13 protein-coding genes and 1 riboswitch are annotated in these 19958 nt (G+C 27.1%); of the genes, 5 read left to right on the top strand and 8 right to left on the bottom strand.

Translation table 11 applies throughout. The annotated features are described in order from the left end of the window. Positions 1–6: 6 nt before the first annotated feature. The 3 genes from BMUR_RS00250 to BMUR_RS00240 form a co-directional block, all read right to left on the bottom strand. On the bottom strand, positions 7–801 hold the full coding sequence (locus BMUR_RS00250) for a PhzF family phenazine biosynthesis protein (protein ID WP_013112590.1): 795 nt from the start codon (positions 799–801) through the stop codon (positions 7–9). Positions 802–825: 24 nt separating this feature from the next. After that, the gene (locus BMUR_RS00245; protein WP_013112589.1) at positions 826–2178 is read right to left on the bottom strand and encodes a YjiH family protein; all 1353 of its coding nucleotides are present in this window, start codon (positions 2176–2178) and stop codon (positions 826–828) included. A 94-nt stretch (positions 2179–2272) separates the two neighbouring features. Next, positions 2273–2395, bottom strand: a riboswitch (TPP riboswitch). A 67-nt stretch (positions 2396–2462) separates the two neighbouring features. Beyond that, a complete protein-coding gene (locus tag BMUR_RS00240) occupies positions 2463–3398 on the bottom strand; it encodes a helix-turn-helix domain-containing protein (RefSeq protein WP_013112588.1) in 936 nt (311 codons plus the stop codon). Between the two features lie 177 nt (positions 3399–3575). Here BMUR_RS00240 and BMUR_RS00235 point away from each other — a divergent pair, with 177 nt between their 5' ends. Beyond that, a complete protein-coding gene (locus tag BMUR_RS00235) occupies positions 3576–4700 on the top strand; it encodes a radical SAM/SPASM domain-containing protein (protein WP_013112587.1) in 1125 nt (374 codons plus the stop codon). A gap of 15 nt (positions 4701–4715) precedes the next feature. Here BMUR_RS00235 and uvrC read toward each other — a convergent pair whose 3' ends face one another. The 3 genes from uvrC to trhA all read right to left on the bottom strand — a co-directional run bounded on the left by uvrC (position 4716) and on the right by trhA (position 8396). Next, positions 4716–6557, bottom strand: coding sequence for an excinuclease ABC subunit UvrC (gene uvrC / locus BMUR_RS00230; RefSeq protein ID WP_013112586.1), 1842 nt, complete (start codon positions 6555–6557; stop codon positions 4716–4718). 24 nt (positions 6558–6581) lie between these two features. Beyond that, positions 6582–7622 (bottom strand): tRNA 2-selenouridine(34) synthase MnmH, encoded by a 1041-nt coding sequence (mnmH, locus tag BMUR_RS00225; RefSeq protein WP_013112585.1) that lies wholly within the window; start codon positions 7620–7622, stop codon positions 6582–6584. 81 nt (positions 7623–7703) lie between these two features. After that, entirely contained in the window at positions 7704–8396 is a 693-nt protein-coding gene (gene trhA, locus BMUR_RS00220) for a PAQR family membrane homeostasis protein TrhA (protein ID WP_013112584.1), read from the bottom strand. Positions 8397–8916: 520 nt separating this feature from the next. On the opposite strand from trhA, the gene BMUR_RS00215 reads away from it, so the two are divergent. Both BMUR_RS00215 and BMUR_RS00210 read left to right on the top strand, forming a co-directional pair. Then, entirely contained in the window at positions 8917–9951 is a 1035-nt protein-coding gene (locus BMUR_RS00215; RefSeq protein ID WP_013112583.1) for a DUF3089 domain-containing protein, read from the top strand. 162 nt (positions 9952–10113) lie between these two features. Next, complete coding sequence (locus BMUR_RS00210) at positions 10114–12810, top strand: BspA family leucine-rich repeat surface protein (protein ID WP_013112582.1); 2697 nt, start codon at positions 10114–10116, stop codon at positions 12808–12810. On the opposite strand, the gene BMUR_RS00205 is transcribed toward BMUR_RS00210, so the two are convergent. Further along, positions 12807–13424: a hypothetical protein gene (locus BMUR_RS00205; protein WP_013112581.1), complete on the bottom strand. Its 618-nt coding sequence runs from the start codon at positions 13422–13424 to the stop codon at positions 12807–12809. The genes BMUR_RS00210 and BMUR_RS00205 overlap by 4 nt on opposite strands. 168 nt (positions 13425–13592) lie before the next feature. Here BMUR_RS00205 and BMUR_RS00200 point away from each other — a divergent pair, with 168 nt between their 5' ends. Then, positions 13593–14579 (top strand): PSP1 domain-containing protein, encoded by a 987-nt coding sequence (locus BMUR_RS00200; RefSeq protein ID WP_013112580.1) that lies wholly within the window; start codon positions 13593–13595, stop codon positions 14577–14579. A 76-nt stretch (positions 14580–14655) separates the two neighbouring features. Beyond that, on the top strand, positions 14656–15648 hold the full coding sequence (gene trpS / locus BMUR_RS00195) for a tryptophan--tRNA ligase (protein WP_013112579.1): 993 nt from the start codon (positions 14656–14658) through the stop codon (positions 15646–15648). A 368-nt stretch (positions 15649–16016) separates the two neighbouring features. Here trpS and dnaE read toward each other — a convergent pair whose 3' ends face one another. Continuing rightward, on the bottom strand, positions 16017–19739 hold the full coding sequence (gene dnaE, locus BMUR_RS00190; protein WP_013112578.1) for a DNA polymerase III subunit alpha: 3723 nt from the start codon (positions 19737–19739) through the stop codon (positions 16017–16019). Positions 19740–19958 lie beyond the last annotated feature (219 nt).

The following is a 19958-nucleotide window of genomic DNA, read 5'->3' as shown; positions in this document are numbered from 1 at the left end:
ATTTTACTAAACAAATAACTCTGAAATGCAGTATAAACATGCTTTGCCTGATATAGTAAGTTTATTATCTTTTATATTGCAGTATAATACTCCAGTTCTTTTAGAATATTGAAATGCCTCAAAATAATATTTATTTAATTTAGAAGATAGTAAAGGTATAATATGACAATGCCCAGAACCGCATACATCAACCTCATCAACATCTAGTTTAGGTCCGAAAGTTCTAGTTACACAATCATAATTAATATTAGATTTATCTTTGACAATAGAAGTAATATGAAATAATAATCCGTCTAACTGCTTTATTTTTTCTAAATTTACTTTTGCATTTATAACCTGATTTTCATCTTCTAATACGCATACTATATCACGTCCAATATATGCTTCAGTAGGTTTAATGCCTCCTATGGCTTCTATTATATCGTTTGTAATATCTATAGGCTTCAAATTATATTTTGGGGTATCCATTTCATATAGATCACCATTTTTTTTAATAGTTAATATACCCTCTTTAGTATCTAAATTAACAAAATTAGAATATCTCTCATTAAAATTTAATATAGCATATCCTACAGCAAGTACAGCATGTCCGCAGAAATCTATTTCACATTCCGGAGTAAACCAATAAACATCATAATTATTATCTTTATTTTTTATAGTAAATACTGTCTCTGAAATATTATTCTCAGAAGCAATATTTTGCATTAGTTCATGCGGTATTTCTTTATCCAATATACATACAGCAGTAGGATTACCCATAAAAACTCTATCAGCAAAAGCATCTATAATATAACATTTCATAAATAAAAAACTCCTATTATTTTTTTAACTTAAAAAGAAATAAGCAAAAGGCACAGCAAATAACAAAGCAAGCACTATTCTTTCAACCCATATTATCATCATATCCTTTATACTTATTGGTATTCCAACAGCAAGCATTACAGGTATAGGAGCAGCAAAATATAAAATCTCAGCAACACAAACTACAGCGACAACAGACTTAGCAAATTGACTAGCATACATCACAATACTAGAAGAGCATGACATCTCTACTAATGTAACAGAACAAGCCTTTGCCACTATATAAGCCTCATCACCTAAGCCTAATAATTTTGTAACAGGAAGAAATATATAACTTATAACATCAAATATAGGCGTATAATTAACTATTAAAAGCCCGATAAAAGTTATAGACATAAAATTAGGCATAACAGAAATAGAAACCATAAGTCCCTCTTTTAAGTTTTTAATAACACTGCTAAAAAAATTATCAGCATGACTAGCAGTATCGGCAGCCTCGTTTAAAGCAAGCTTAAAAATATTTCCGCCTTTATATACAGGTTCTTCTTTAACTTCTTTATCCATATATCCATTATTAGGCTTGCTTCTTAATGGATAAAGTCTTACAGTTATAGCAGTTACCAAAAATGTAATAATCATAGTGCCAAAAAAATATATATTCCATTTATCCATAACTCCAAACATTTTAGCAACTACTATCATAAAAGTTGTAGATACAGTAGAAAATCCTGTAGCTATTATACATGCTTCTTTCTTTGAATAATAGCCTTTTTTATAAACTTTGCTTGTCATCAAAAGAGCAATAGAATAACTGCCTACAAATGAAGCTATAGCATCTAAAGAAGACCTACCCGAAGTTTTCCATATAGGCTTCATTATACAACGCATAAATATACCGGCAAATGACATAAGTCCGTAATCTACCAAAAATGATAAAAATATAAAACCTATACTATTAATTAATGCTATCTGAGTAAGAAGATTATAAGAAAAAAGAAGCATATTAGGTTTATGAAAATCAGCAGGTCCTAATCCGAAATAAGCCATTATAATAAAAGGAATAGAAAATAATTTGACAAATGAAAAAAATATTTCTGTTTTATTCTTATTCCAAGACTTACTTATAAAAGGATATATACTTCCAAACATAGTTATCAAAATACCATAATAAGGATCAGCAAAAGGAATCTTTCTTATAAGATTAACCAAATGATCCATTGGTATAGATTTAACATTTCCTATTTGAATAGGTACAAATAATACAAATACTCCTATAAAACTAAATACAATAAACTTCAAATAAGATGATTTACTATATTTGCTTCTAACTAATTCATTATTACTTAAAACATTTTCTGAATTTGAAATATTATTCATAAAAATTTCCTTAAATATAAATTAATAATTTAGAGAAACCTTAATGAAAATAATGAGTGTATAAAAATAAAAAATGAAAATAATATTATATTAGAAAACTTAAAAAACATTTCCCTACACTGGCATTATCCAACAGGTTATAAGGGTCTAAGTTCATCTATCAAACTTAATAAATAAAACTTACTCTCAGCCTTTTAAAGCTCCCCTAATTTTTATTATATTATATAATAAAATGATAATTATTTCAAATAGAAATATTATTATTTTTTATCGTATCAAAATAATCAAGCCCTTTTTAAATGCATCAAGCTCTTCTTTGTAAACTCAATTATTTCATCTTCTGTCATATTATTAAATCCAAGTCTTTTTTCTTCTTCAAGCATTTTTAATTGTTCTTCCTTCTCTCTTTGTATTTTAATTAACTCTCTTTCTTTTAAGATTTTTTCTCTTTTTATCAACTCCTCTTTGCTGTAATGTCTTTTAATACTGTTTTCTCTGTCTCCTTTTATTAAATATATTTTTAAATAACTTAAAAAATCAAGCCATATACCTGATAAATTATCTTTATCTTTCACTTTCTCCTTTGCTAAATTAATACAGCCTTTCCAATCATACTTCCTATCTTCAAAAATTGATTTAATCTCTTCCTGCTTGCCTTTAGTCTTAAAAGAATGAAGATGATATAATTTACTTGCTTTATTTCCAGTAAGAAAATTAAAAGTATCGATAAGCTCATTAATAAATAAATCAAAATCAGGAGAGGGAGAATATTGTTTATTATCTATTTTATTTGTATCTGTTTTATTTAATTGATTTGTATTTTTTAGTTCACTATCTTTATTATTTAAGTTATTATATTTATTATTATCTTCTGCTTTTTTGTCTATACCGTCATCACAATTTTCACTATACTGTATAGTGTTTTTTGCTGGTACAAGATTAAATTTTTTTATATATATTTTTCTCTTCTCATTATTTTGTTTAGTTTTGTCATATACGCATTTTATATAATTATATTTTTCAAGCTGTTTTATAGACCTTGAAATAGTATCTTTACTCACAGAATAAATATCTGCAAAGTAATTATTATTAGCCCAGCAGTAGCCTTTATCATTGGTAAGTGCTAGTATTTCTCCGTAAATAAGTTTTGATAATGATTTTAATCTCTTATCATATCTTACACTTGAAAGTATTATAGTATAATAGTTTTTATTATTCATTTTAAGCCTCTAAAAAAAAAACTTTATACTATATACAAAAAATATAATAGATTATAAGTTTATATTAATATTTTTTTTTAATTTTTTATTTATAAAATATACTTATAATATCTTATATTTTTTATATTATATATAGTAAACATTGAAATTTATAAAATTATATATTATGATAAAATTATGAATAATGTATCAGTATTAATTAAACCCTCATCATCTTTGTGCAATATAAAATGCAAATACTGCTTTTATATAGATGAAGCAAAAAATAGAAAAATAGAAAATAACGGTATTATGACTGAAAAAGTTATGACGGCTATAATAGATAAAGTTCTTCAAAATGCTGATAAAAATGTATTGTTTTCATTTCAAGGCGGAGAGCCAACTACTGCAGGAATAGAATATTTTAATTCGTTTATAGATTATGTTAATAATAGAAATAAAAAAAACATTAATGTAAAATACAGCATACAAACTAATGGCATATTAATAGATGATAAATGGGGTGAGTTATTCAAAAAAAATAATTTTTTAGTTGGACTTTCTTTTGATATGATAAAAGATATTCATGATAAATACAGAACAGACAAAATAGGAAATGCAACATACAACAAAGTATTGGAAACTAAAAAGTTATTTGATGCCTTTAATATAGAATACAACATACTCACAGTATTAACATCTAAACTCTCTAAATACCCTAAAGATGTATATAAGAAAATAAAAAAACTCAATCTAAAATATACTCAGTTTATACCCTGTCTATCTGATATAAACTCAAATGATAATAATACTTATTCAATAACTCCAAAAGAATTTTCAAACTTCTATAAAGAAATATTTTCATTATGGAAAGAAGATTTTTTTAATAATATTTATTACAGCATTCAGTTTTTTGATAATATAATACCATTATTTGGAGGCGGATATGCTCCTATGACCTGCGGTATAAACGGAATATGCACAAACCAGATGATAATAGAAAGTAACGGCGATGTTTTTCCTTGTGATTTTTACTGCTTGGATAATTATAAATTAGGCAATATAGCAGATGAAGATTTTGATAATATTTTTTACAATCAAAAAGCCAAAGATTTTATTAATGAAAAGACTGATATCATAAATAATGATGATTATAAATTATGCCGTTCATGCAGATATTTTAAAATATGCAAATTAGGCTGCAAAAGAATGTTAGAAAATATGTATATAGACAATAAAGATAAAACTTTCTGCGGATATAAGGATTTTCTTGATTATAGTATAAATGACATAATAAAAATATGGAAAATTGTATCAAGATAAAAATTATAATAGCTGCTATTTATGAAAATGATCGTAAATATTATTAGCTACTTTATAACTAATGCCCGGTATATTTCTTATGCTTTCAAAAGATGCATTTTTGATATTATCTATATTTATAAAATGAGCATAGAGTTTTTCTATTCCTTTTTTACCTAATCCATTTATACCTTCAAGCTCGCTTTTAACCATCTCTCTGCTTCTTTTCTTACCATGACTGGTATTAACCCATCTATGCGTTTCATCTCTTACCTTCTGTAAAAAAAGTCTTGCAGGTTCATTATCATTAAGTCTTACCGGTTCATTTCTATTTGGCAAATATATCTCTTCAAATTTTTTAGCTAATGCCATTATAGGCTGCCCTTTTATATCGAGTTCTTTCAATGCCTCTATTGCCGAATTAAGCTGTCCCTTTCCTCCGTCTATAAGTATCAAATCTGGAAAAGTAAGATTCTCATCTCTAAGCCTTTTATATCTTCTATATACTGCCTCTTTTATTGAAGCAAAATCATCTATTCCAGTAACTGTTTTCATATTGAATATTCTGTAATTTTTATTATCCGATACCCCATTAACAAAACGCACCATTCCGGCCATAGTATAGCTTCCCTGAATATGGGCTATATCGAAAGATTCTATTATGCTAGGAGCTTTTTTAAGTTTAAATATTTCCTGAAGTCTTGTTATACCTAAAGGAACTTCTCTGATAAGTGCTTTTTCTTTAAATATATGTTTGGCATTTTCATTTGCTATAGCCATTAAACCTTTCCTGCTTTTATCAAGTCTTATATCAACTTCTCTTCCTGATATTTGTTTTAAATAATCTTTTATAATATCAATATCTATAATAGGAAAATCTACAGATATGGATGCAGGTATCAAATTAGCATGGGTGTAATACTGAGTAAAGAAAGCAGAAAGTATTTCAGAATATTTTGATACGCCTTTTTCTGCATAATATTCGTCATTATTAGGAGACTGCATACTAAAAGTTTTTCTGTCTGCAAGTTTACCTCCTTTAACTGATAAAATAACTATTATATAATTTCCATTCTCTCCATAGGCTCCTATTATATCAATATCATCGCTCTCTGGAATATATATGCTCTGCTCTACTGTTATATATTTAAGCAAATCAATTTTATCTCTCAAATCTTTTGCAGCCTCAAATTCTAACTTTTCTGCATGCTGAAACATCTCCTGTCTTAGTCTTACAGAAAGCTCATCAACATTTCCTTCAAGCACCATAATGGCATCATCAATAGTTTTATCATAATCTTCTTCATTTATCAAATCAGCACATGGAGCAGTACATTTTCCTATATGATAATAAAGGCAAGGTCTTATAGGCTTTTTTAATGGGAAATCATATTTGCATCTTCTTAACTTAAAATTTTCTACAACAAACTTTACTATATTATCAGCTTTCTCAGCAGCAACATAAGGTCCGTAGTACTTTTTATATTTTTTAGCATTTTCTTTATCTATAACATTTCTAGCCTTTATAACTCTTGGAAAATGTTCATTTGTTACAGCTATAAATGGAAATGATTTCTGATCTTTAAGAAGTATATTATAATGAGGCTTATGCTTTCTTATCATCTCTGCTTCTAATATCAAAGCTTCAACCTCATTTTCTGTAAGTATATAATCAATATCTCTTATATGCTCTACCAATGCTGTAGTTTTAGCATCTTTATTTGAATTATTAAAATATGATGATACTCTTTTTTTTAGAGACTTTGCTTTACCTATATATATTATAGTCTCTTTGTTGTCTTTCATAAAATATACTCCAGACTTATCTGGAATACGTTTTAACTTTTCATGTATATAACTTTTAATTTCCTGATTCATAATTTTTTATTACTACTGCCCAAATTAACATTTCACTCTTGCTAATATTAAATCTACTATCTCATCAAAGTTCTGATTTTTACACTCTATAGATACAAGTCTCTTTTCATCATCAGTAATGCTGAGTTTATAAGCCTTATCATAATAATAAAGCATATTTAGTACGCATTCATACATTTTTCCATTATCAAGCAGTTCTAATGATTCCTTTAATCTTTCACCGCCTAAACGTTTTTCTATTTTTAATATAGATTCTCTTAAATCATCAATACTGTATTTTCCATAAGTATTAACTATATACATAGCTCTGCATTCCAGAGGTATATCTAAATAAATTATCTTCTCAGCATCTCTCATATTATTAAATAATGATTTTGGTACAGCACGTCTTCCTATAAGCAGACTCTCATCTTCAAACCATAAAATAGAATTAATATCATATTTAGAAAGTTCATAAGATAAAAGATTCTCAAATTGTTCCTGACTAGGCTGTTCACCCTCATCTATCCAGCCGAATGCTGATCCTTTATGTTTTGCTATTTTCTCTAAATCTATTACATTAAAACCTTTATCTTTTAATATTTTTAATATAAGAGTTTTTCCGCTTCCAGTTCTTCCAGTAAGAAGATATATTCTATATTTTTTTTCAAATGAAGATAATACATAATTTCTATATTTTTTATATCCGCCTTCAAGTACATAAACATCATATCCATAGCTAGAACAAAGCCAAGCAACAGACTCACTTCGCATACCGCCTCTAAAGCAATGCATAAGTATTTTATTAGTATTATTATAATTTTTTGCTATATTATCTATGCTTTTTAATATATCCGTAATTCTTACAGATACGTATTCTAATCCTTTTAATACAGCCTCCTTTCTTCCTACCTGCTTATAAATAGTTCCTACATTCTTACGCTCTTCATCATTAAACAAATAAACATTATATGCATTTGGTATATGAGCATGTGAATATTCTATAGGAGAACGTACATCTATTATTGGTAAATTTTCTTCTCTCTGCATTCTCAAAAAATCATCTATATTAATACGCTTAACCATTTATGCCCCACTGCTGAAAAGATAACTTTATAATAATATAGATAAAATAAAAAATGTAAAGGGTTTTTAACAAAAAATAAACTATATAACATAACTATATAAAAACCAGTAGTGAGCAAAAGAACCTGCTAATACAAATATATGAAATATGTCATGCGTAAACTGTTTTGATTTATCATTAAATTTTTTACCCAAGGCATATAAGAAAGCACCTATAGTATAGAATATACCTCCGAATATAAGCCAATTCAAATGAAGCACATCAAAAGAATTTAATAAAGGTTTAAAAGCGAATATTATTATCCAGCCCATTAGTATATATAAAATAAGTCTTAAATATATATTTTTGTACTTAAAAACTGTGTTTGACAATACTCCTATCAAAGCACAGCCCCATATAACAGATAAAATCAATATACCAATATTTTTTGGAAGAGAGAATATACAAAGCGGAGTATAAGTTGCTGCTATAAAAATATATATTCCTATATGGTCGAATTTTCTAAATAATTTTTTTACCTTTCCGTCTGGGAAAAAGTGATACAGCGAACTAAATGTATATAAAAATATTATACCCGCACCATAAATTATAACAGGCATAGGATTACCATGCACCTTTATAAGCATAAGTACAAGTCCTGCTATAGCAAGCAAGGCACCTACTCCATGGGATACTGCTGAGTAAAGCTCACCTATTTTTTTATTTTTTTTATCTATTTTCAATTTATCACTATTTAATCTATTAATTAACTGAAATGCTGAAGTATTAGCCATATATTTATCCTCCTTTATTTTTGATATTCTAAATAATATTAAAAAAAAAATAAATCAGTTAAAATAACTATATCATTAGCTAATTATTACTATTTTATTAAAATATGGTTAAAAATAATATACATTCACAATATAAGCGAATTATTCAGAAATATAATTTACTATACTTTTTTAGGTTTTCCTGTAGAAAATAATATTTCTTCTTGGTATATCCCTAAACAACTATAAGCAAACCACAAGTTCTTTTATTGGTATAAGGCACAGCCCCACTTTCGCTGAAAGAACTGCATTTGAGAAGTCATAAACTTATAGCATGTGCGTAAAAAAAGTTGATAATACTATGTAAAGTGCGTCAGTTTACAAATAAAAAATTAACATATAATAATTTACTTAAGAGTGCAGATATAAAACAATATTTATTAAAAAAATTATATCTAGTTATAAAACATAAGTATTTGATGATTATTTTTTTATATATTAGAATACACAAAAATGATACTAATATACTAAGGAGAAAATTATGATAAAAATAAAATTATCAATAATATCTTTAATAACTATTTTAATACTAGCATGTTCTCAAAATAACAATGAAAATGTTAAAGCTAATAATAACTATTACTTAGAAAATATTGATTATTCTGATTCAAATAACTGGCTTAATCTTCCTAATAATAACAATGGAAATATAGACATATTTTATCTGTATCCTACTACTTGGGCAAGTGATGACAGCAACTTTATGATATGTCCTATAGATTATACTCCTATGCGTGCCACGGTAACAAATAAAGTAATTATGCATACTAGTATGTTTGAAGAATATGGAAATGTATATGCACCTTTTTATAGACAAGCTAATGCATTGTATTTACTAAATCAAACTAATAATATAAGCAAAGAAGAACTAAACAGCTATTTATTCTCTACTCCTAAAGATGATGCTATAGCCGCATTCGATTATTTTATTAAAAACTATAATAATAATAGACCTATTATATTAATGGGACATTCTCAAGGTGCTATGATGATAAAAGAGATATTGAAGGATTATTTTAAAGATAATGAATATTTGCAGAAAAGACTAATAGCTGCTTATATAATAGGATATTCTGTAACTAAAGAAGATATAGAAGAAAATCCGCATTTAAAATTTGCAAGCGGAGAATATGATACAGGAGTTATAATTTCTTATAATACAGAAAGCCCAGATTTTAATGGCTATAATCCTACACTTCTTGAAAACTCTATAACAATTAACCCTATTACTTGGACTTTAGAAGAAACTTTAGCAGCCAAAGAATTGAGTTTAGGGGCAAATATTACTAATGAAAATACATTAATCAATCAAATTACTAATTTCTCTGATGCTAAGGTTGATAAAGTTAGAGGAGTAATTAAATGTTCTACGGCAGATACTAACATATTTTTTACAGACAGAGCAGGAGTTTTTAGCAAAGGTATTTTTCATGCTTGGGATATAGAACTTTACTATTTTGATTTGAAAGCAAATGCTAAAAAAAGAGTTGAAGCATTTATGAAACAAAATTATTAAATATTAAAATAATAACAATTATTATTTATTGCTGATATTAATATAAAAATTAAATATTAGTTATGTTATAAGTTTTTAAGCGATAAACTAGCAACAATAATAATTTATCATTTTTTCACATAATAGGTTTTAATTAAAAAACTTATTATGTGGATTATATTTATGTCTAAATACAAACCAGAAACAAAAGATGAACTACAAAAGTTAGTACAAGATGAAAATATTTACTTGGGCGATATTGATACAAGTTTAATTACCGACATGAGCGGACTATTCTCATTTGAAGGAAGAAAAGATTTTTCAGGCATAGAAAATTGGAACACTTCTAATGTTACAAATATGAGAGGAATGTTTTATAATTGCTATAGTTTTAATGAAGATATAGAAAAATGGAATATTTCTAATGTTAAAGATATGGGACATTTATTTTATAACTGCATAAATTTTAATCAAAATATTTCTGAGTGGAATGTATCAAATGTTACAGATATGCGAGGAATGTTTAAAGGCTGTACTAATTTTAATCATCCTCTTAATAAATGGGATACAAGTAAAGTGAAGGATATGTCACTTATGTTTAGAGGCTGTGTAGATTTTAATCAGCCTTTAGATAATTGGGATACTTCTAATGTAATAAGTGCTGCTGGTATGTTTATGAATTGTAGAAATTTCAATCAAAATATTAATAATTGGAATGTTTCTAAATTAGAATATGCAAATAATATGTTTGAAGAATGCTGGAATTTCAACCAGCCTTTAGATAAATGGGATACTTCTAATGTAATAAGTACTGCTAGTATGTTTAAGCATTGTATAAACTTCAATCAAAATATTAATAATTGGAATGTTTCTAAATTAGAATATGCAAATAGTATGTTTGAAGATTGTTATAGTTTTAATCAGCCTTTAGATAAATGGGATACATCTAATTTGAAATATATATCAAATATGTTTAAATTTTGCTATGAATTTAATCAGCCATTAAATACTTGGAATACATCTCAAATTATAGAAATGGATTATGTTTTTGATAAAGCTAAAAAGTTTAATCAGCCTTTGTATAAATGGGACACTTCTAATGTAGTATCTATGCAATGTTTATTTTATGATGCAGAAAGTTTTAATCAGACTTTGGGTACTTGGAAAGTTAATAAAGTAGAAAATATGATTGGAATGTTATTTAGAAGCGGCTTTCAGTATTATGATTCTTTAGAGAATTGGAATATTGAATCTCTTGAGTATTTAGGCGATTGGTCTGATGTTATTTCTAAAAATATAGATAAATTAAGTTTGAAATGGATTTTATATTTGTATGCTTTTGATAATGAAAATAAAATTATAATTAAAAAAATAGAGGATAATATAAAAGAGATTCATAAAATAGCTTCAGAAATAAAAAATAAAAAAGTTCAATCAGCTAAAAGAAAATTAGAAAATTTTTATTTTAATGATTTAAAAGAATTTCTTAATTATCAATTATTTGATACTATTGAACAATATGAAGAAAATATTAAATTAAGTAAAAAAGATGAAAAGAAAGTTTCTTATATAGAAAATTGTAATGTATTAATAAAAGATAAATCAAGAGATGTTGATATAAAAGTTATAAAATATATATACTTAAAATATTTGGAACTTAAAAGAGATATTTATTATTTACTTGAAATTGATTCTATTATTAATTTACTTGACAGAGAAAGTTTTTTAACTTTTGCTAAAAATATTTATATAGAAACACATAAAGAAGCTGCTGCTGTTGTTTATAGTTTGTATGGCGGAGATGAAGCTTTAAGAGAAATATACAAAAAAGAGAAAGACTCTAATTTCTTTTTAATAATTTTATCATCAGTAAAAAGAACAGAATATAGTATTAAATTATTATATGATATCTATTCAAAAACTAAAAAATCAGAATTGAGAGAAAATGCTTTTAATTTAATAAATAAAATATCAAAAGAAATAGGCCTTGATATTGATGATTTAGAATTGAAATTTAGTTCAAATTTTGGCTTTGACTCAAAAGGCGAAAAAGTTATTAATGATGATTATAAATTGATTTTGAATAGTGATTATTCTGTGAATGTATTTGATATAAAAAATAATAATGTATTAAAGGCAGCACCTAAAAATTTTGATGATAACACAAAAGAAGAAATAAAATATATAAAAAATGAAATTCCAAAAGTGATAAAAAAACTTTCTCTAAAATTGACTAAATCATTGATGTATGAGAAAAAATATAATTACAGTTTTTTCAAAGAAGTGTTTATTGATAATCCTTTAATGAATAAATTTTCCTCTTCACTAATATGGAATTTGTATGATAAAGATAATTTATTTTTAACAAACTTTAGATACTCTAATGACGGAAGCTATTCAAACTGCGAAGATGAAGAAATAAATATTGATGAAAATAGTTTCATAAGTTTGGCAAGCCCTATAGAAATGAATGAAGAGACTATAAATAAATGGAGAAAACAATTAGAAGATTATGAATTAATACAGCCTATACAGCAATTAAGTATAATAAAATTAGATAAAAATAATTTGGAAAATGAAATAAACAAATTACAAAACATAGAAATATCTTACGGTACTTTTAAGGCATTCGGTGCTAGATATTCAATGACTCCTAGTTATTTAGAATACGGTGCAGTTGAAAGTTATAATTTAAAACTAGATAATAACGATTATTTTGAAATAAAAATAAATGCAAATAATGATATTGATTATAAAGATAAGATTAAAATAAATATACAATTCTCTAATGAAAATAATACTAAAGTTTCAGAAAGATTTATTTATACTTTACTTATTTTAATGATTTGTGATTTTAGGCTTACAGAATTATTTGATTAAAACAATACTCCTACAAGTTCTATTTTTTCCCAATCAATTTCATGTTCTGTAGGTACTGGATAACTTTCCCAATCGGCATTTACAGCAGGTATCCACTCTTTGCCTCTGCCGTATCCGTTTTTCCTAAGCCAATGTGATAGTCTGTCCATATAACCATCATCATATGATTTTGTTATATATAAATTATTATCTTCTATCATCAAACCTATAGGAAGATAAATACTTCTGTCTGGGAAATTTTTAGAAAAGTAATATGAATAATCAAGATACAATATTGAATAATCATTCTTTGTAACAGCGTCTTCATACAGATTAAATGATGGAAGACTCTCTACAATATAATTTTTAAGAGTAAAGTTTTTATAATAAAATGCCTGATTATGTTCTTTCATCAAAAATAATGTGTATTTGATTTTTGATTTATATCCATATACAGTAAGAGTCATATTTGCTTTTTCATCAAATCGGTATATATTTTGATAATCATCAGAGGCTACTTTATTTTTTATAAGTTCTTTCCAATAGTATGCATTATTAGTTTTTAAATAAATTTCTGGCGTACTTGCACAAGAAATCATTAAAAATAATAATGTAAACGATAAAAATAACCTCATAACAAACTGCTTAAATACTCTTAAAACATATATGATATACTATATAAAATATTTATCAATGATTTTTATATTTTTTTATAGTATATCAAAAAATAATACTTGCAATTATATCAACTTAAAAATAGAATATAGTATCTATAAATTTAATATTTTTAGGAGTGAGTATTAATGATAAAAAATATAGCCCATATAAAATTTAGGGGGTCTAATATAGGAAAATTTGAACATTTACATATAGAAAATATTAAAGTAAAAGATACCTGTGTTATAGAAACAGATGAAGGTATAGAAATAGGTCATGTATTAAACTTTGAAGATATTGATGTTGATTCACTAGAAAATGATAATAATGAAAACACAGTAAATAATGAAACACATGATGATGAATCTTCACATGATGATAACATATCTACCGATGAGGAATTATCAGATGAGCTCAAGGATATTGTAGCTGCAGAAGAAAACCATAACGTAAAACCTAAAAATAATAAAAATAAAATATTTAATATACTCAGAATAGCTGATGAAAAAGATTTAGAGCAGCATAAAATAAATACAGAAGATGCCGCAGAGGCATTTAAAATATGCAGGGAAAAAGTTAATAACCATAATTTGGATTTAAAATTAATAAGCTCTTATTATTTTTTAGACAGAGCAAAGCTCTTATTTGAGTTTATTGCTGAGGAGCGAATAGATTTTAGAGAATTAGTAAAAGATTTAGCAGCACATTTTAAGACAAGAATAGAATTAAGACAAATAGGTGTAAGAGATGAGGCCAGATCTATAGGCGGATGCGGAATATGCGGAAGAGAATTATGCTGCAAAGTAATAAGAGGAAAATTTGAAACTATAACAATAAAAATGGCTAAAGAACAGGGAATGCTTTTAAATACAATGAAAATATCCGGTCAGTGCGGAAGATTAATGTGCTGTTTGGGACATGAATATCAGGCTTATTGTTCATTAAAAAAAGATCTGCCTAAAGTTGGAACTAAATTAGTATTTAACAGCGTACCTGCTGTAATAAAAGATCTTAATCCTTTAAATAAAAAATTACTGATAGAAACAGAGGATAAGAGACTTTTATATATTAATGTAAGCGATTTAAAAACTAATGAAGAAGGTTTTTTAATTGCAAATATTAAGGCTGAATAAAATGTATAATAATAAAAATTGCACGCCTTTAATAATTTGCAGTTTTTATTAGAAATAAATTAAATGGAGTTATACTATGAAAGTTATGTTAAGCGGAATACAGCCTACTGGTTCACTTCATATAGGTAATTATCTTGGTGCTTTGAAGAATTGGGTTAATATACTTGATGAGTATTACGGATTTTTTTGTATAGTTGATTATCATGCTATTACTATAGAATATGATGTTGCTCAAATGCAAAAAAGAATAATGGATGCTGCAGTACAATATTTGGCATGCGGACTTGACCCTAAAAAATGTTCTATATTTGTACAATCTGATGTAAGAGCTCATACCGAACTTGCTTGGATATTTAACTCTATTATACCAGTTGCAGAACTAGAAAGAATGACGCAGTATAAAGATAAATCCAGAAAAAATGCAGAAAATATTAATGCGGCACTTCTTACCTACCCTTCTTTGATGGCTGCTGATATTTTGCTTTATCACCCTGATATTGTACCTGTGGGAGAAGACCAAGAACAGCATGTTGAACTTACTAGAATGATAGTAAGAAAGTTTAATAACAGATATGGAGAATATTTTAAAGAACCAGATACTTACCATGGAAAGGTTTTAAGAATATTAGGTTTGGACGGTCAGAATAAAATGAGCAAATCTTTGAATAATCATATAGCATTGTCTTTAACTGAGGAAGAAACTGAAAAATTAATAATGCAGAAAGCTATGACTGATACAAATAGAAAACTCAAAACTGATGCTGGTAATCCTGATATATGTAATGTTTACAGCTATCATAAAATATTTTCAACTGAAGAAGAGCAAAAAGAAGTATGCGAAGGCTGTAAGAATGCTTCTATAGGCTGCGTACAATGTAAAAAAATGCTTGCTAAAAATATCAATAAAGAATTAGCACCTATCAGAGAAAATATTAATAAATACTCTAATGATAAAGACTATGTTTATGATGTATTAAAAGAAGGAGCTAAAAAAGCTTCAGAGGTGGCAGAAAAAACTTTATATGATGTAAGAAAATTAATGGGCTTAGTAGACGACAAAAGAAAATAATATTTAAGTATTCCAAATAAGAAAAGACTGTTAATTGATAAAATTAGCAGTCTTTTTTGTATTCATAAAATATGTAAAAATTATAAATAGACTTGTTTCAAAACTAAATTTATTAATATTTATAATTTTTATTTAATATTTTTAAATTATAGTTGGGGCTTTGCCCACCACGCTGTGTGCTTCGCAAAACCCCAGTTCTTTTATTGGTATAAAAGAACCAAAAGAACTGCATTTTTTAGCTTAAACATACAATTTATACAACATGTAAAATATCTAATTAAATCATAATTAATATTATTTAATTTAGCATAAAATCATAAACTCATAAAATTGTTTGTCAATTACTTTTGAAACAAGTCTAATATTTTTTAAGCATATTCAATTTCTATTAATGATCTTAATGCACTTTTAGCTTCATTTAAAAATCTCTGATTAGGATCGACTTTGTAATTTTCGCCTATCTTGAATACTTCAGTACCGCTTTCAGATTTTAACTTTAAGAATATAGTATAATCCCCCGGATTTGAAGATATAGCATTTTGAAGACATAACAAATCCATATCATCAAATATATTTTTATTAACATAAAGAGCCAATTGCTTTTTACCGCTGTTAGTATGCTTAACTGCTATACTGTTATTAGGTCTGCTTGTAAATGCTGCATTAGAAACAACATTATCAGAGCGTTTAATATCATTCTCTTTATTAGAAGTATTTTTAAATGGTGAATCATTTTTATTTATCTGAACTGCTTTGTTATCATTTCTACTATCAGAAATTACTTCAGATACACTGTCTCTTTTTATATTATCCCTTTTAACTTCTTTAAGTTTGAGATTTTTATCATTTAAATAACTATCCAATAATTTTATGTCTGAAATATTATTGTATATTTTATCAGAGAATCTATTTTTTTCTCTGCGTCCTTTTATTAATATTCCAGCCTGTTCAGAGATCATATCTTTATATTTATCTATCTGATTTTTTGCTGTAATATAAAATACATACTCAGTAAATAAATCTATTACTTTTAATGTTAGCATAGGAGTATTTTTCTTTGTAGTTGATTCTGTTACAGACATAACTACGCAAGGAAGAGAAAACTCATCTTTATCTTTTAAATTATCAATATCCAAAGTATTATTAAAATATTTATAATCAATTTTACTAATATATCTAGCAAAAGGATGATATCTTAAAGAAAAGCCTAAAACTTCCTTTTCATTTTCCATTAAAATATTAGAAGCATATTCCACTTGTTTTTCTATAACCAAAGAAGCACTTCCGCTGTCATCTTCAGACATAGAGTCAAAAAGCATAGTCTGACCAGATAAAGTTTCTTTTTGATAATTAGAAGCATGAGCAAGTATCGCATCAAGAGATGCAAGCAAAGCACTTTCAGTATGTCCGAACTCTGAGAAAGCACCGCATTTAATTAATGTTTCATAAACTTTTCTATTAACCAAATGAACATCAACACGTTTAACAAAATCTTCTAAGTTTTTGAACTGTCCGTTTTTCTCTCTCTCTTCTTCAATCGCCAAAGCAGCATGAAGACCTACACCTTTAACAGCATGCAAGGCATAAACTATCTTTCCGTTTTTCTGAGAGAATAATGCATTGCTTTCAAAAACGCTTGCTGTAACTATATCTATATTTTTTTGTTTAACTTCATTAAGATATAAAGATATTTTATCAGTATCTGCTATAACAGTATTAAGAAGTGCCACATAATATTCCATAGGATAATGTGCTTTAATATATGCTTCCTGATAGGCAATTAAGGCATAGCAGACAGAGTGCGATTTATTGAAACCATATTCAGCAAAACCTTTCATTGTATCAAATAAATAAGTTAATAACTCTTTATCATAACCTCTTTCAAGACCGCCGTTAATGAATTTCTCTTCCATAGAGTTCATTTTCTCTACGATTTTTTTACCCATAGCCTTTCTCAAATCATCAGCTTCAGCAGCAGTAAACCCTCCTATAACCCGGCTTATTGCCATAATCTGCTCTTGATATATTAATACTCCCTGACTTTCTTTAAGTATAGGCTCTAAATCTGGGTGCTTATATACTATTTCTTTTCTTTTATTTTTTCTATCGGCATAATCTTTATCCATACCAGAGTTTAAAGGACCAGGGCGGTATAATGCAACGCTTGAAACCAAATCATCAAAACCTGTGGGCTGTATATTAATAAGCATCTGACGCATACCGGGACTTTCAAACTGAAATACTCCTCCAGTATCAGCTTTTCTAAATATATCATAAACAGCTTCATCATCTAAAGGAATTTTATCAATATCTATTTCAGTACCATATCTTTCTTTTATATCTTTTACAGCATCTTTTATAAGTCTTAAGTTTTTGATACCTAAAAAGTCCATCTTTATAAGCCCAGCACTTTCAACATAAGTCATCTCATACTGACAAGCCCTAGTGCCTGTTTTAGAATCCTGATAAACCGGAGCTAAATCCATTATAGGGTGCGAAGATATAATAACTCCAGCTGCATGTAAGCCTACATTCCTAACCAAACCGTCAAGTCTTGTAGATATCTCATACATATTTTTTAATTCTCTGCTGCTTTCTACTTCCTTTCTAAACTCGGCACAATCTGGGTGATCATATATATCAACTACTCTGCTTACATCATTAGGTATACCCTTAGCAAGTCTGTCGGCAGTAGCTAAGTCTATACCCATAACACGGCAAACATCTCTTATAACAGAACGTCCTCCCAAAGCACCGAATGTAGCAATCTGAGCAACATTATCTTTACCGTATTTTTCTTTTACATAATCTATTATTACTTCTCTTTTATCATCTTGGAAGTCAACGTCTATATCCGGCATGCTTTTTCTTTCCGGATTTAAAAATCTTTCAAAAAGCAAATTATAATCAAGAGGATTAACCTTAGTAATTCCAGTAGCAAATGCCACTATTGATCCGGCTGCACTTCCCCTGCCAGGTCCCACAGCAACATCATGATTTCTTGCATAGTTGATGAAATCCTGAACTACAAGAAAATATCCTTCAAAACCCATTTTACTTATAACACCCAATTCCATTTCAAGCCTTTCCATAGCCTCTTTGGGAATATTATTGTTATAATGTTTATTAAGCCCTTCCATACACATATTTCTAAGTGCTGTAGTTTCTGTTTCTCCGTTTGGAAGTTCATAATTAGGCATATAATAAGTTTTAGTCATTATATTCAAGTCTCTGCATTGCTCTGCTATTTTCACAGTATTTTCAAATGCCTTAGGGAGTTTTGCAAATGACTTCATCATCTCTTCTTTGCTTTTTAAATGAAACTCATTACTTGGAAACTTATATCTTCTTGGAGAATCTAAAGTAGCTTTTGTCTGTATGGCAAGAAGTATCTCATGAGCTTTGGCATCTTCTTTTAATACATAATGAACATCATTAGTTACAACCATTTCTATACTATGATGATTGGCCAATTTATATAATGCACTGTTTAATGATTTTTCTTCAGGGATATTATGATCCTGAAGTTCTATATAAAAATCATTTCCGAAAATAGATTTATAATATTCAGCTAGTTTTGATGCCTGTTTATAATCTTTTTTTCTTATAGCAATAGGTATTTCTCCGCCCATACAAGCAGATAAACAAATTAATCCCTTATTATATTTTTCTATAAGTTCATGATCTACTCTAGGACGATAATAAAAACCTTCAGTATATCCGAAAGTTACAAGCTTACATAAATTATCATATCCTTCTTTATCTTTGGCAAGAAGAATAAGATGCATAGCACTTTTTTCTTCTGAGTTTTCTATCTTTTTATCAAATCTAGTTTTAGGGGCTACATAAAGCTCACAGCCTATTACGGGTATAATGCCTTTATCTTTAGCCTCAGAGAAAAACTCCATAACACCGAACATATTACCATGATCTGTAATTGCTATAGCGGGCATTTCAAGCTCTACGGCTCTGTCTATTAATCCCGGTATAAGTCTCTTCTTCTTATCTTTTTTAGAATAAAGAGATTTTATGCGTGAAGCTCCGTCAAGTATTGAATATTGTGTATGTACATGCAAGTGAACAAATGACATATTAAACCCCTATTTACTCGTCATATTCTATATCATTTAAGTTAAATATCAAGTTAAATTCATAAAAAATATATAAATAGTTTTTATATTTTTACTATAAATATTTACGGTATATTTATTATAAAATTTATTATTGTTTAATAATAAAATAGTTTATGTATAAATATTAATAACCTCTTAATCCATATCTTCAAAAATAATATTTTTAATTTTACACAA

Source organism: Brachyspira murdochii DSM 12563 (assembly GCF_000092845.1).
Classification (GTDB): Bacteria; Spirochaetota; Brachyspiria; order Brachyspirales; family Brachyspiraceae; genus Brachyspira; species Brachyspira murdochii.
Note: the sequence above shows the minus strand (reverse complement) of the source record. Positions and strands in the feature narration are given on the sequence as shown.

What these genes read in the sequence shown, in the direction of transcription:
- BMUR_RS00250 (WP_013112590.1), bottom strand. Translation starts at nt 801, where the DNA reads ATGAAATGTTATATTATAGATGCTTTTGCTGATAGAGTTTTTATGGGT.
- BMUR_RS00245 (WP_013112589.1), bottom strand. Translation starts at nt 2,178, where the DNA reads ATGAATAATATTTCAAATTCAGAAAATGTTTTAAGTAATAATGAATTA.
- BMUR_RS00240 (WP_013112588.1), bottom strand. Translation starts at nt 3,398, where the DNA reads ATGAATAATAAAAACTATTATACTATAATACTTTCAAGTGTAAGATAT.
- BMUR_RS00235 (WP_013112587.1), top strand. Translation starts at nt 3,576, where the DNA reads ATGAATAATGTATCAGTATTAATTAAACCCTCATCATCTTTGTGCAAT.
- uvrC (WP_013112586.1), bottom strand. Translation starts at nt 6,557, where the DNA reads ATGAATCAGGAAATTAAAAGTTATATACATGAAAAGTTAAAACGTATT.
- mnmH (WP_013112585.1), bottom strand. Translation starts at nt 7,622, where the DNA reads ATGGTTAAGCGTATTAATATAGATGATTTTTTGAGAATGCAGAGAGAA.
- trhA (WP_013112584.1), bottom strand. Translation starts at nt 8,396, where the DNA reads ATGGCTAATACTTCAGCATTTCAGTTAATTAATAGATTAAATAGTGAT.
- BMUR_RS00215 (WP_013112583.1), top strand. Translation starts at nt 8,917, where the DNA reads ATGATAAAAATAAAATTATCAATAATATCTTTAATAACTATTTTAATA.
- BMUR_RS00210 (WP_013112582.1), top strand. Translation starts at nt 10,114, where the DNA reads ATGTCTAAATACAAACCAGAAACAAAAGATGAACTACAAAAGTTAGTA.
- BMUR_RS00205 (WP_013112581.1), bottom strand. Translation starts at nt 13,424, where the DNA reads ATGAGGTTATTTTTATCGTTTACATTATTATTTTTAATGATTTCTTGT.
- BMUR_RS00200 (WP_013112580.1), top strand. Translation starts at nt 13,593, where the DNA reads ATGATAAAAAATATAGCCCATATAAAATTTAGGGGGTCTAATATAGGA.
- trpS (WP_013112579.1), top strand. Translation starts at nt 14,656, where the DNA reads ATGAAAGTTATGTTAAGCGGAATACAGCCTACTGGTTCACTTCATATA.
- dnaE (WP_013112578.1), bottom strand. Translation starts at nt 19,739, where the DNA reads ATGTCATTTGTTCACTTGCATGTACATACACAATATTCAATACTTGAC.